This is a genomic window from Sphingomonas sp. PWP1-2, assembly GCF_049898305.1.
Taxonomy (GTDB): domain Bacteria; phylum Pseudomonadota; class Alphaproteobacteria; order Sphingomonadales; family Sphingomonadaceae; genus Sphingomonas; species Sphingomonas glacialis.
The window spans coordinates 138,250-151,026 of the sequence record NZ_JAFCXM010000007.1; the positions used below are offsets into that span (position 1 = coordinate 138,250).

Sequence of the window (12,777 nt, forward strand, 5' to 3'; positions counted from 1 at the left end):
ATCTCCTGTGATTGGTTGGCGATTAATCGCGTGGAGCGGCCACCGCGCGACCGTCGATCATCACCCACGGGTCAGGGTGTCGGTCGCCAAAGCGTTCTATGGAGATGATCAGATCCTGAGCGGTCGTGGAAATGCCGAAGGAATGGAGATACCCTTCCAATTCCGGGTCGGTCATGTCGGCTGGACGCGAACAGACGATAAGGCGCCCGTCAGGGCCAAGCTCATCCTCGAGCTTTCGGATTCGGGTCGATATGGACATCATGCTCTCCTTCGGTTGATTGGGGTACTGGCGGCAGCTTCCAGCGCGGCGAGGCGCTCGGCATGGTCGCTGGTCTCGATGATCGCGCGATGCGCGGTCAGCAGGGTCATCACGCGGCCGGCTTCGTCCGGGCTGATCTCGCCAGCGCCGACGGCGCTAAGCACCGCAGCCGAAGCGCTGACGACATCCGCCGCGGTCGTGACTGGGGGGAGATCGAAAACGATTGGCGAGTCTTTTCGGGGCGGGACAAGCCGCTCGAGGCAAAGGCGAAGCGCCACCGTATCCCCTTCAAGGCCAAGTTCGATCGCCTTACGGGTCAATGCCTCGGCGTCACCGTCCAGCATCGCGGCCGCGGCCACAGTCGCCCGGTTGCGGCTACCTGGCACGCGGCCGGGATTGCCTGGCGCGAACGGCTTCCCGCGCGTTCCTGCGTGAGTTTTACGTGGCTGGGTCATCCCAAAATCCCGAATAGAACTAGCTTAAAGATCGACATCGTCGCCCCCTTCGCCGGGCGCTAAAATCATCCTGGAATTAGCGGGCGCGGTGGCCCGTGAGGCCGCGCCGCTATCCCCTTTAGGGGAGGGTGTGTTTGGGGTGTCGGTCGGGGGTACTGGTCGGGGGCGGTCGGGGAGCGTGGTCGGGGGGCGGTCGGGGTGGTCGGTCGGGGAAGTTTCGGCCACCTCGCGCAGACCCGAAACGTCACGCGATTTCGCCTTGTCCCGCCATAGGATTGCCTTCTCGATCCGGTTGATCCGGAACAGCCGTTCCATTGCAGCCTTCATCCGATCGTTGCCGATATTGCGCCCCTCGGGCATCTCCGCGAACACCGCCGGCGCATAGTTCGTGCCTGATCCATCGGACACTGCCCGGCCCTGTCGCGTGCGTTCTGCCAGGCACGCGAGGAAGGCGGCATTGTCCGCGGTGGCCTGGATCGTGGCGGCCAGCACGCGGCGCTGATCTTCGGGCAGGTCGGAATTCAGGATCAGTGCGAAATCGTGCCAGCGACATTCCACGGACTCGCCCTGACGCGCATAGTTCGCCTTGCCAAGTGACAGCCGGCGGGCGTCCGGGTCGTCCTTGTTGTGACGTTCCATAAGGAGCTGCGACCGCACCGCGTTGAGCCACGCCGTGCTGCCCGAGTAGGAATCGCCAGCCTTGTTGCGGTGCGCGATCAGCAGGATGGTGACGCCTAGATCGCCGCAGATCTGGTACAGCAGGTTCACGAATGCAGTGACGTGGCTGCGGTCGTTCTCGTTGCCGGCGAACAGGTGAGCAACGTTGTCGAGGGTGACTAGCTTGGCGCCGGTGTGCTCGATCGTGGCGCGCAGCGTCTTGTATGCGGGCGACGCACGCAACTTCCCCTCGCTGTCGAAAGTCGCCAGCTCATTGTTCATCCGGCCACGGAGGCTGACAATGTGCAACCGGCCGATAAGGCGGTCGACGGTTGTGCCGATGGTGTTGGCGATCTTGTCGAGCCGCCAATGGTTCTCGCGCTGGTCGTCCTCGGCGGTGATGTAGAGCGCGGGGCCGGGCACGACGTCCATGCCGAGCAACCGCTTCCCGGCCGCTGCGCAGGCACTGATCTGCAGCGCGAGCGTCGATTTGTTGGTCCCGCCGTCGCCGGTGATGATCACGACATCATCGCGTGGAATGAACGGCGCCATGATGAACGCCTTTGGGGTCGGCGCAGTGCGTGCCCATACCGCCAGGTCGGCGATGTCGAATATGTCGGCCTTCGCCACAGGCGCGGTCAAGGCGCCCTCTGCCAACTGCGTCAAATCAAACACGCGGTTCGAACCTATGCTGCTCTTGGTGTCGAGCCAGTCGCTGACGTCACCCTTCGGCGGCAAGTCGGGGAGCTTAAGCGCCGCCGCTTGGCCGGCGACACCGGCAAGCACCTTCAGCACCGCGGCAACATGGGCTGCGCCTGGCGCGTCATTATCCTCGAGCGCCACGACACGACGCCCGGCGAGATGGACGGCTAGATCTGCGGTAAACTTGCCAGCGCCGCCCGGATTGGTGGTCGCGACCAGTCCTTCGCGCGTGAGGCGGTCGACGTCCTTCTCGCCCTCGCAGACGTAGACGATCGCCGCAGGATCGGCCGCCAGAAGCTCGGGCAAGCGATAGGGCACGCGAGCCACGCCCTGCATGCACCCGCGGGCGGAATGGAAGCCCCCGCGCCCGTCCGGACCGTGCTGCAGGAACGGCGGTGACATGTCTTTGCCGCGCCGCTCGACGCGGAACAGAACGGTCCCATCAGGCCCGCGATAATCGTAGAACTTTCTGGCGATCGTCCCAGCGACCACGGGGGTGCGATCCTTCAAGCCCTGATCCTCGAGCCAACGCAGCGCGCCTGCTCGGTCGCAGCGCTGGCGATGCTGGATCAGGTCTAGAACGCCACCGCGCGCACTGCGGTCACCGTCCGACTCGTGGTTGCAAAACCAACCTTCGTCAGTGTCGATTTCCATCGATCCGTGCGTGCCAAAGCGGAGGCGGGAGCCTTTCGACATGCGTTCGTTGGGCGTGCCGAGCAGGCGGGTCGCGACCTGGGGCATCAGTTGCGCGAAGTCGAGCGGCTCGGGCAGGCTTGCTGCGGTCGCCATCATGCGGCCCTCTCGATTGTATTATCGGATGAACGAGCGGCGGCATGGATCGGTGGCTCGTTGAGGTTGCGGAAGAACGGACGCATGTTGCGTTCACCGTGGTAAGCCCACAGCAGCGGGAGCCGGTGCTGGTCCCAGGCATCGAGCGCGGCCTTCCGCGCATCGGGCAGAGTGCTCCATCCGCATAGCCAGGTCGGCGGCTTCCAGATGCCAAAGCGCCATTCATGGATGCCGACGATCCACGATCCATTCGCACCCTGCCGAAGCAGGATAGCACGGCGAACCGCGAGGCGAGGGGCCTTTCCGCGGCTTGCGCGAAGGTCCCGGGCGCGCTTCCATGCAGCGCCCCAATAGATGCGCGCGCTCAATGCACGGCTCCGCTCGGAACGGCGGCGGGGACCGCGGCCCGAACGGCATGACGATCGAGCAAGATCGACAGCCACCTGATCTGCTTTTCCGTCAGCGGCCCGAAATCGAAAGCGCAACCGCCGAGGAACTGCCCCTCTTTCCGACTGAGGACCGCGCCGCTCGTGAGGACTGCCATCGCCGCCTCGCGATGGTTGGCGAACTCGTGGGTCATGATCCGCCCCCCGCGACCCATACGATCGCAAACTTGCCGCTGAAATTATGCCGCCGGCCGCCGCTGTCCCGGATCAAGCCGCGCTTCCGCAATTCCGACGTGCGGGGTTGCATGGTATCGCGGTGTATGTTGACCCGCGCCGCCAGCTCGTGCGTGGTAAGCCCGCGTCCGCCCGCCTCGCGAATAGCGACAAGAGCGATGCGCTGGAGGCGACTGACTCCAACGTCGAGCGATCTTGCCGCCCGACGCGAAGTGTCGGTGGCGCCATCTGCCGCACCATGGGGGTAAGACTGCATGTTCATGCGAACGCCTCGCCCCAGGCCAAGCCTGCGATGAGGTGCGCGCGGTTCCCGTTAACCCCGCAACGGGTATTCAAATGTTGAAGGCGAATGGTCGCGGTGCTATCTGGTCGATCGTTGCTGTTGATGAAATCCGTGAGAGGCCGCCCCGGCACAGGGCGGCCTTTCTGCTTACAGGGCTGCGGCGCCCCGACCGATGTCGCGAGCATCAATCACGCAGCTTCGCCGACGAGGGCGCGAATGCTGTCGGTGCTAACCAATGTGCGGCGGCCGATTTTCACAGTCTTAAGGCGACCGTTACCGATCAGCTCATAAAGCTTCGTGCGCCCCAGGCCGGTGACACGCTGCGTGTCGGCGATGGTTACAGTGATAGGTTCCATATTGCCGTACTCCGATGGACCAGCACGGTCGCTGGCGGACGGCAAATCAGTTATGGCAGGGCGGAAGCGGGGACCACCTATCGCATTTCAGTGCGGTATCCCAACTGCTCGATCAGCTTGGCGTTGTACTGCGTGAACGCACTGCCCACGGGGGCAGCGTCCATTTCATGGTGAAACTTCTCGAGCCCATCTCGCCCCAGATCTGCACCTTGCGGGCTGAGTATCGCGGTTTCCACCCAGCGGCTCGCACGTTGATAATAGCCTAGCGCCTTTTTGCATTTTCCTTCGCTAATCGGTGCTCCGTCGCTACCGGTGAAGTTCTCAACGGCGCGCCATATGGCCTCTTCGTAGGTCCCACCTTCGGCGTGACGGGCTTCTATCCAGCGCCCAATCCGCATCCAGTCGTGACGGCTGGCAACCTTGTCAAAGTGGTCGCTTTTCGGCTTCAGGTTTCGAAGATCGAGCCGAGGTCCGGGCCCAGATTGGTTTGCGACAGCAGCAGCTAGCGCTTGCCGAAACATCGGTTCTATCTTTTCGTCCGATCGCAGCAGAGCCAGGACGTCTGCGCGCCAGTCTAAGCTTGCTCCCGCTAAGGCAAGGCACGCGCGGAGGTTAAGCTTTCTAGGGTCGCTAATCGTCATCAGCGAAGCCCGACGCTCTGTAGTGCGATAACGTACAGCCCCCAAGCATCCAACAGCTCGCGCCGCATCTCGATGAACTTGGTCCGCTTGTACGCGCGGATCACTTTGTCAGGCACCAGATGGGACATCGCTGCTTCCACGACAGGATCAGGCATGGCCGGCATCTTCTCGGCGGCCCAATCGCGAAACGAACTGCGAAAACCGTGCGCGTCGTAGGGCTGCTTTGCAGTCTTCAGCGCGGCAGTAAGGGTCATGTCGGATAGCGGGCTGCCACCGCGGCCGGGGAAAATCAGATCGTCCGGCTTCGGCGATCGTTCGTCCTTTAAGCGCTTAAGCAGCGCTATCGCCGGCGCATTCAGCGTAATGGTGTGAGCCTTCTTGTTCTTCATCATCTCCGCGGGGCGGCTCCACTCGCGCTTATCGAAATTGATATGCTTCCACCGTGCATGCCGGGCTTCTCCGGGGCGGGCAGGGGCAAAGATGACAAGCAACAAGGCCAGCCTGCCGTTGGTGTCGGGTTTCGACATCAAATCGGCCACGAATGCCGGCACCTCGGCGTAGGGCATGGCGTCGAAGTTTCCGCCCTCGGGTTGGTTTGGGAGGCCAACGCTGACCGATTTGCTCGGCGCCTCGCTATCACGCCAGCTCTTCGACTTAGCGTAGTTGAGCACGGTGGCGATATGCTGCCGCACCTTCCGCGCCATGGCAGGCTTGCTCAGCCATATCGCCTTAAGAGCGTCTTGAATCTCACCGCTATCGATCTCGTCGACCGGCACCTTGCCGAGCAGAGGATAGGCGTGAGTCTCAAGTCGCGAAAGGAAGGCGGCGGCGTTCTTCGCCTCCCATCCATCTTTGAGCGCGGCGTGCGCAAGCTCCGCCGCTTTCTTGAAATCGGGTGTGGCCGCACGATCTCGATCACGCTCGGCGATGGGATCACGGCCCGACTTGGCGAACTTCCGAAGCTCGTCCGCCTTCTCCCGCGCCTCGGCGAGCGTCAGATCGCGCCGTAATAAGATGGACATCTTCTCGGACTCACGCCGGTCCTCGGGCGAGCGCGCTGACAAGTCGAGGGAGCCGAGGCCTATATCCTGGCGTTTGCCGCCGTGTTGGATGCGCAGCACCCAAGACTTGCCGCCGGACGGCTTCACGATCAGACATAGCCCCTTGCCGTCTCCGTGACGGCCCGGCTTGGCGCTCTTCACGAAGGCGACGGTCAACTTACCCATATTGGCCCCACATCCGATACCACACTTTAGCGCGGTTGCCGGCGAACACTAGCGGAACATGGCGAAAGATCAAACCGGAACCCAGAGAGAACGCTCAGGGCATTCGCGGGCAGTAGCGAATGTCGGCGAACATTTACTTATAGTCCTCACGGGGCATCCAGCCATTGTCCGCTCGGTCTAGCGGAGCACATTCCAGCATAGCAAATCGACCGCTGGAGAAGCCTCTGTCCGGGCTTGCGCGCGTATTTCGTGGGTGCAGGCTCGGCGCGGGACTGTGGAAGCGGAGCGTGTTTGTCGCGACGCGCGTGCAGCAATTCCCCTAGAAGGAACGGCAGGTGGCGAAAGGCGCACCTTTTCTCCAGTATCCGACTGTCGTTTCCCGGAATTACGCGTGTTAATAATATGCTTGTGGAAATACCGATAAAATAAGTGTTTAGGTGCGGGCTGTGGGTGTGATAAACATTCTCTTGCTTTGTACAGTGCGTACGCTCGTCTTTGCGGGGGGATTATGCGCGGCACTGTTAGAAATCTCTGCGTCTGGCTCGTCGTGGTGCTGTTGGCGGGTGCCACCCCGGCGTTCGCGCAGGCGACGCGGACTTGGGTTTCCGGGGTCGGCTACGATGCCAATCCATGCTCGCGCACGGCGCCGTGCAAAACCTTCGCCGGGGCGATCTCCAAGACCGCAGCGGGCGGCGAAATCAATGTCATCGATTCGGGCGGTTTCGGTGGCGTGACGATCACCAAGTCGATCACGCTGCGCGCGGTCGGCGTGGAAGCCGGGGTGCTGGTCGCCGGTACGAACGGTATCGTCATCAACGCTGCGGCGACCGACAAGGTCGTCCTCGAAGGGCTCGACCTCGAAGGGCTCAAGAATGCCGGTTCGGTGCCGCCTTTGTCGGGGGTGTTGGTCACGCGGGCGGCGGAAGTCCTCATCCGCGACTGCGATATCCGCAATTTCGATACCGGCATCCTGGTCCAGACCGTCGACCAGTCGCGAGTGACCGTCGATCAGAGCCTGCTGACCGGAAGCCTCAATGGCATCATCGTGAACTCCACGCCGGGCTTCGGCCATGTGAAGCTGTTCAATTCGCTGCTGGTTGGGAATACCACCGACGGGGTCAAGGTCACCGGTGCGGGCAACGACGTGTTCATCGCGAACGACCAGATCCTGGGAAGCGTCAAGTCGCTGGATATCCTGTCGGGCGGTGTGGTTCGCTCGTTCGGCAACAACGTCATTCCGACCGGCGATCCGCCGACCACGACGACGCCGCTGCAATAAGCGGCGACGCTGGCCCGCGACCGATCGCGGCGCGCGGTGGAGGCAGGCGGGTTGCGGCTCAATACGCGATATGACTCAGCGTCGAGGCAAAGGCCTGCAGGATCCGATTGCGTATCGCCGCATCCGCCATGACCTCGGCAAAGCTCGGGATATCGTCGCGGCGAAAGCCGGTCTTCTCGCGGGCCGTGAGCGGGCGATGGCGAAGCCCCGTCCGGTCCGAGATGTCGATCAGGCTCTGGTCCAGTTCCTCGTAGCGATAGAGGCGGTCGACGATCAGTGTGCCATCGTCATCGGTGTAAAGGCCGTCGTCGACCGGGAATTCGCCTTGATCGACATAGTCGCGCCAGCTTTGCGGTCCGGTCGCGCTGTAATGGTGCGGCGAGTGGCGCAGCATCGCGTAGTAGGACAGTGATTTGTCGACAGGATGCCGCTCGAAGGCGAATTTATAGGCGGAGACGAATCGCTCCGGCTGCGCGACCCGGATCTCACGAGCCGGCATGTGATTATAGTAATGCGTCCAGTTGCGTGGCGCGTGAAGTGGGTTGGCGGGATAGATTGGCGTGACGATCGCAGTCGGACCGCACGCTTCCGCGAGATGCACCTCGAGCGAAGTTCCGGCGGTTTTCCGAGTTTTGATGAAGATGAAATTCGGCTCGAAGGAAACAATTGCCACTGCCCACCTCGCGATCATGATGGTTTTTCGAACTGATTCTCGCAAAAACCGATTTTCAAACCCTGCATATTCCCGATCGGTGACGATCGCGCCACTATTGTTCCAAAAAGTAATCGATAAAGTATCTGAACGTCTTAGGTTAGTATCCGAGTAAGGAGGGATCGTATTATATTTCGATATTGCGGTTTGTTATTTTCAGGTCGTCGGACGGCACCGAATTCGACAAAGCTTCGACGCGCTCGGTGGCGCAATCGCACACCTCAACGTACCGAGCGCCAGCGCGATCGCTTGCGAGCGGTAGCGTCGCGCAATAGGGATAGCGGGTGACCGACAGTGTACCAGGCGCAGCGGCGGTTGCGGACGCTTCCCTTCCCCGCCGCGGCCGCTGGCGCTGGATAAGCGGTGCGGTCCTTGTGTTTCTCGCGATGCTCGGCGCAGCGTGGCTCGCGCGCAAACCCGTGGCGGAGCATTTCATCGACGATGCGCTCGCCGCGCGCGGCATTCCGGCGCGCTATGAGATCGCGCAGATCGGGTTTCGCACGCAGCGGCTGACCAATGTCCGCATCGGCGATCCGCGCCATCCCGATCTGCTGGCCGACTGGATCGAGGTCGACACCAGCCTGTGGGTTTCGGGCGCGAGCGTCACTGCGATCCGCGTCGGGCGTGTGACGATGCGCGCAACGCTTGCCGACGGGAAGGTGTCGTTCGGGACGATCGATCGCCTGCTGCCCGCGCCGTCGGGCAAGCCGTTCGCGCTTCCAGCGATCAAGGCCGAGATCGCCGATGGCCGCATCGCGCTTGCGACCCCGTACGGCCCGGTCGCGCTGCACGTGGTCGGGGCGGGGCGCCTCGACGACGGTTTTGCCGGAACGCTCGGTGCGAAAGCGGCGGCGTTCGAGCTCGGCGACTGCCGTCTCGCTACGCTCGATGCGGTGCTGCAAATCCAGGTGCGCGCGGCGCAACCGAGCTTGACCGGCCCCGTCACGCTCGCGCGCGGTGACTGCGGCGGCGCCCGAATCACCACGGCGCGCGCCGATTTGACGGCGACGCTTGCCGCCAAGCTCGACAGCGGGCGCGGATCGGCGCGGCTGGCGATCGCCGCACTCGATGGCGGCGGCGCTGAGCTGCGCGGGCTGGCGGGGTCGGTCGATTTCGTCGGCTCGGCGCGTGATGTTTCGGGCGATCTCGATCTGCGCTCGGGGCCTGCCGCGGCGGCGGGCGTCGCGGCGCTGCGGACCGCGCTCGCCGGGCGCTATCGCTACGCCGACGGCGGTTTCGCGTTCGATGGGCGCGCGCAGGCGACGCGCGCGCGGCTGCCAGCAGCGTGGCGCGCGCGGCTCGACCCGCTGCGTGAGGTGGGCGCCGGAACTCCGATCGGGCCGATCGTCGCGCAAGCGGTCGCTGCGCTGCAGGCCGCGGGCCGATCGGGCGATGTCGATGCGCGCGTCTCGACGATCCTCAATGCCGGGCGCGGGCAAGTGATCGTCTCGCGGCTCGCCTTTGCGGCGGCGTCGGGTGCGCGGGCAACGCTCGCTGGCGGGAACGGCCTGCTCTACCGCTGGCCCGGCGGCGTGCGGATCGACAGCACCGTTACGCTCGGCGGCGGTGGGTTGCCCGACGCCAGCGTCCGCGTGCGCCAGGCGGGGTTCGGCGCGCCGCTGGTTGGGCGAGCGATCGTCGCGCCATATGCCGCCGGCGCTGCGCGGCTCGCACTGACCCCGATCGACTTTAGCGCGACCACCGGCGGCGCGACGCATATCACGACTCGTGCCGCGCTCAGCGGGCCGCTCGGCACTGGCCAGGTCACCGCGCTCAGCCTCCCGCTCGACGCGCGCTGGGACGGGCGCGCCGGGCTGACGCTCAATCCGGTCTGCGCGCCGCTGGCGTTCGAGCGGCTCGCGCTCGGCGGGCTCGATCTGCCGCGCTCGAGCGTGACGTTGTGCCCGCGCGACGGCGCGCTGCTGCGGCTCGAGCAGGGCGCGGTGCGCGGCGGCGGCACGATCGGTCCGATCCGCCTCGCCGGGCGGCTCGGTTTCGCGCCGATCGGCGTGACGCTGCAGCACGGCGAATGGCTGTTCGGCGCACGGCGCTTTGCGGCGACGGGGCTCGGCGTCCGATTGGGCGCGCCCGAACGGGTGACGCGGCTCGATGTCGCGACGCTCGGCGGAAGCCTCGCGGCTGGAGGCCTCGCGGGGACGTTCGATGGGGCGAGCGGACAGATCGGCGCGGTGCCGTTGCTGCTGTCCGCGGCGACCGGGCGCTGGCGCTTTGCCGCGAACGTGTTGGCGCTCGATGGGGGCCTGATCGTCGCGGACAGCGCGACCGATCCGCGCTTCCATCCGCTCGCCGCGCGCGGTGTCGCGCTGACGCTCGCCGACAACCGGATCGCGGCACGCGGCACGCTGTTCGAGCCGAGCAAGAGCGTCAAGGTCGCCGATGTCACGATCGCGCACGATCTGGGCGCCGGGGCAGGGCATGCCGATCTCACTGTCCCCGGCATCGTCTTCGGTCCGCAATTCCAGCCCGATGCGCTGACGCGGCTGACCTATGGCGTGATCGCCAACGTCGTCGGGTCGGTGAATGGCGAGGGGCATATCCGCTGGACGCCGCAGGGCGTGACGAGCGACGGCGTGTTCCGCACCCCCGGCACCGATCTCGCCGCGGCGTTCGGCCCGGCGACGGGGATCAAGGGCGAAGTCCGTTTCACCGATCTGCTCGCGCTCGAAAGCGCGCCGGGCCAAGTCGCGACGATCAAGACGCTCAACCCGGGGATCGCGGTCAATGACGGCGTGGTGCGCTATCAATTGCTGCGCGGCACGCGGATCGCGGTCGAGCAGGGGCGCTGGCCGTTTGCGGGGGGCACGCTGACGCTCGAGCCGACCTTGCTCGATTTCGACAAGGCGCAGGAGCGGCGGATGACCTTCCGCGTCGACGGAATGCGCGCCGACCAGTTCCTCCAGCAATTCGACTTCAAGAACCTCAACGCCACCGGCATCTTCGACGGCGCGCTGCCGATGGTGTTCGATTCGACCGGCGGGCGGATCGCGCAGGGCAGGCTCACCGTGCGGCCCGGTGGCGGCACGGTCGCCTATGTCGGCGAGGTGACGCAGAAGGATGTCGGCTTCTGGGGCAATTTCGCGTTCCAGGCGCTCAAATCGCTGCGCTATCGCAGCCTCGAGATCGTGATGAACGGGCCGCTCGCCGGCGAGATGATTACCGAGGTGCGCTTTGCCGGGATCGGGCAGGGGGCGGGCGCCAAGCGCAATTTCCTGTTCGACCGGCTGCAAAAGCTGCCGCTGATCTTCAACGTGCGGATCAGCGCGCCCTTCCGCCAGCTGATCGATTCGGCGCAGAGCTTCTACGACCCGCGCCGGCTGATCGAACGCAACCTGCCGACGCTGCTCGAGGAGCAGACCAAGCGGGCCAAGCCGCCTACCCCCATTCAGCCTTCCGACAGCAGGATCGTGCCATGAACGAAACAGCATTGACGAAGACCAAGGATCGACCGACCACGCGCATGATGACGAGGACGATGACGATGGCCGCGATAGTGGTGGCCGCTTTGGCGCAGAGCGCGTGCGTAACCGTGAGCGCGCCCGACAAGCCGATCGTGATCAACCTCAACATCAGCGTCACGCAGGAAGTCGTCTACCGTCTCGACGGTCAGGCCAAGAGTTTGATCCAGGCACAACCGGGGATTTTCTGATGACACGCATTTTCACCAGCCTTGCCGCCCCGCTTGCCGCCATCGCCCTGATCGGCACCGCGACCGCGGCGCTGGCGCAGCGCAGCCCGGCCTATCAGGCGGCGCGCGCCGCAGGTGAGGTCGGCGAGCAGCCCGACGGCTATCTCGGCGTGGTCGGCAGCGTCAGCGCCGAAGTGCGCGCGATGGTCAACAGCATCAATATCCAGCGCAAGGCGGCCTATACGCAGCAGAGCGCGAGCTCGGGTGCGACGGTCGAGCAGTTCGCCTTCACCAGCGGCTGCAATCTGATCGGCCAGACCGCGCCGGGCGAGAAGTACAAGGGTCCTGATGGCCAGTGGAAGACGCGCGGCGCCGCTGCCCCCGAGCGCGATTCGCGCTGCATCTGAGGCGCGACGACAGGGTTTCAGTCGCGCTCGACCATCACCCCGTTCGCCCTGGGCCTGTCGAAGGGCTGCTCCCGCCAGGGGGCGCCCTGTCTATTGCGAGCAGGCTTCGACATGCTCAGCCCGAACGGCGTGGGGTGATTACGTCGAGGCGCAGTGGGTCGTAGCGCCGCTTATTTCGCCTCGGCGAGCGCCGCCTTGGCGACAGCGCTGGTCCAGTCCATCCCGCCGGTGCTGCGCCACACTTCCTTGCCGGCCGAATCGAACAGGATGCTCATCGGCAGGCTGGCGTTATAGGCCAGGCTGAAGCCGAGCTCCTTGTCGAGATACGGCTGGAGTCGCGTGAACTTTTCCTTGGCGAAGAAGGCGGCGACGGTCGGGCGGTCCTTGTCCTGGCTGATCGTCGCGACGACGATGCTTGCGGCGGCCTGGTCGAGCGTCGGCATTTCCTTGACGCACGGGCCGCACCACGTCGCCCACAGGTTGACGAGCACGGGCTTGCCCTTGAACGCGGCGAGCGTCGTCTTCTTGCCCGCGGGATCCTCGAAGCCGAGCGTCGGCGCGGCCTCGCCCTTGTGGCTTCGGTCGATCTTGCTGGTCTCGGCGGGGGCCGTAGCGGCGGCGGTTGCGGTGCTGTTCGCGGCGACCTCTGCTTGCCCGTTGGACGAGACTTGCTTATCGCACCCGGCTAGCACGAGCAGCAGGACCGAAGCGATCACCGAGCGAAACAACATGGGCACGTCCAATG

The 12,777-nt window shown here is 64.8% G+C and carries 14 protein-coding genes; 4 read left to right on the plus strand and 10 right to left on the minus strand.

Annotated elements, in window-relative coordinates:
• Nucleotides 1-22: 22 nt before the first annotated feature.
• From ACP7C5_RS17125 to ACP7C5_RS17160, 8 genes are all read right to left on the minus strand, one after another.
• Nucleotides 23-259 carry a hypothetical protein gene (locus ACP7C5_RS17125; protein ID WP_426265158.1) on the minus strand — a complete coding sequence of 79 codons (237 nt, stop codon included), beginning with the start codon at nucleotides 257-259 and terminating at the stop codon, nucleotides 23-25.
• Nucleotides 259-714 (minus strand): hypothetical protein, encoded by a 456-nt coding sequence (locus ACP7C5_RS17130; protein ID WP_426265159.1) that lies wholly within the window; start codon nucleotides 712-714, stop codon nucleotides 259-261. Before ACP7C5_RS17130 ends, ACP7C5_RS17125 begins: the two co-directional genes overlap by 1 nt.
• 24 nt (nucleotides 715-738) lie before the next feature.
• A complete protein-coding gene (locus ACP7C5_RS17135; RefSeq protein WP_426265160.1) occupies nucleotides 739-2,865 on the minus strand; it encodes an AAA family ATPase in 2,127 nt (708 codons plus the stop codon).
• Nucleotides 2,862-3,230, minus strand: a complete 369-nt coding sequence (locus ACP7C5_RS17140) for a hypothetical protein (RefSeq protein ID WP_426265161.1) — start codon at nucleotides 3,228-3,230, stop codon at nucleotides 2,862-2,864. Before ACP7C5_RS17140 ends, ACP7C5_RS17135 begins: the two co-directional genes overlap by 4 nt.
• Entirely contained in the window at nucleotides 3,227-3,442 is a 216-nt protein-coding gene (locus ACP7C5_RS17145; RefSeq protein WP_426265162.1) for a hypothetical protein, read from the minus strand. Before ACP7C5_RS17145 ends, ACP7C5_RS17140 begins: the two co-directional genes overlap by 4 nt.
• A 511-nt stretch (nucleotides 3,443-3,953) precedes the next feature.
• Entirely contained in the window at nucleotides 3,954-4,121 is a 168-nt protein-coding gene (locus tag ACP7C5_RS17150; RefSeq protein WP_426265163.1) for a helix-turn-helix domain-containing protein, read from the minus strand.
• Between the two features lie 77 nt (nucleotides 4,122-4,198).
• Entirely contained in the window at nucleotides 4,199-4,642 is a 444-nt protein-coding gene (locus ACP7C5_RS17155) for a hypothetical protein (protein WP_426265164.1), read from the minus strand.
• A 119-nt stretch (nucleotides 4,643-4,761) separates the two neighbouring features.
• A complete protein-coding gene (locus ACP7C5_RS17160; protein WP_426265165.1) occupies nucleotides 4,762-5,988 on the minus strand; it encodes a tyrosine-type recombinase/integrase in 1,227 nt (408 codons plus the stop codon).
• A gap of 508 nt (nucleotides 5,989-6,496) precedes the next feature.
• On the opposite strand from ACP7C5_RS17160, the gene ACP7C5_RS17165 reads away from it, so the two are divergent.
• Nucleotides 6,497-7,267: a hypothetical protein gene (locus tag ACP7C5_RS17165; protein ID WP_426265166.1), complete on the plus strand. Its 771-nt coding sequence runs from the start codon at nucleotides 6,497-6,499 to the stop codon at nucleotides 7,265-7,267.
• Nucleotides 7,268-7,325: 58 nt separating this feature from the next.
• On the opposite strand, the gene ACP7C5_RS17170 is transcribed toward ACP7C5_RS17165, so the two are convergent.
• Nucleotides 7,326-7,985: a hypothetical protein gene (locus tag ACP7C5_RS17170; RefSeq protein ID WP_354287792.1), complete on the minus strand. Its 660-nt coding sequence runs from the start codon at nucleotides 7,983-7,985 to the stop codon at nucleotides 7,326-7,328.
• 278 nt (nucleotides 7,986-8,263) lie between these two features.
• Between ACP7C5_RS17170 and ACP7C5_RS17175 the strand changes: the two genes are divergently transcribed.
• Genes ACP7C5_RS17175 through ACP7C5_RS17185 form a run of 3 tightly spaced genes read left to right on the plus strand, consistent with a single transcriptional unit; the run spans nucleotide 8,264 to nucleotide 12,032 of the window.
• Nucleotides 8,264-11,413, plus strand: a complete 3,150-nt coding sequence (locus ACP7C5_RS17175) for a YdbH domain-containing protein (RefSeq protein ID WP_426265167.1) — start codon at nucleotides 8,264-8,266, stop codon at nucleotides 11,411-11,413.
• Entirely contained in the window at nucleotides 11,410-11,646 is a 237-nt protein-coding gene (locus tag ACP7C5_RS17180; RefSeq protein ID WP_322161398.1) for a YnbE family lipoprotein, read from the plus strand. Before ACP7C5_RS17175 ends, ACP7C5_RS17180 begins: the two co-directional genes overlap by 4 nt.
• Nucleotides 11,646-12,032 (plus strand): YdbL family protein, encoded by a 387-nt coding sequence (locus tag ACP7C5_RS17185; protein WP_426265168.1) that lies wholly within the window; start codon nucleotides 11,646-11,648, stop codon nucleotides 12,030-12,032. The genes ACP7C5_RS17180 and ACP7C5_RS17185 overlap by 1 nt, the downstream gene beginning before the upstream one ends.
• A gap of 170 nt (nucleotides 12,033-12,202) precedes the next feature.
• Here ACP7C5_RS17185 and ACP7C5_RS17190 read toward each other — a convergent pair whose 3' ends face one another.
• Entirely contained in the window at nucleotides 12,203-12,763 is a 561-nt protein-coding gene (locus ACP7C5_RS17190) for a TlpA family protein disulfide reductase (protein ID WP_426265169.1), read from the minus strand.
• Nucleotides 12,764-12,777: the final 14 nt, after the last annotated feature.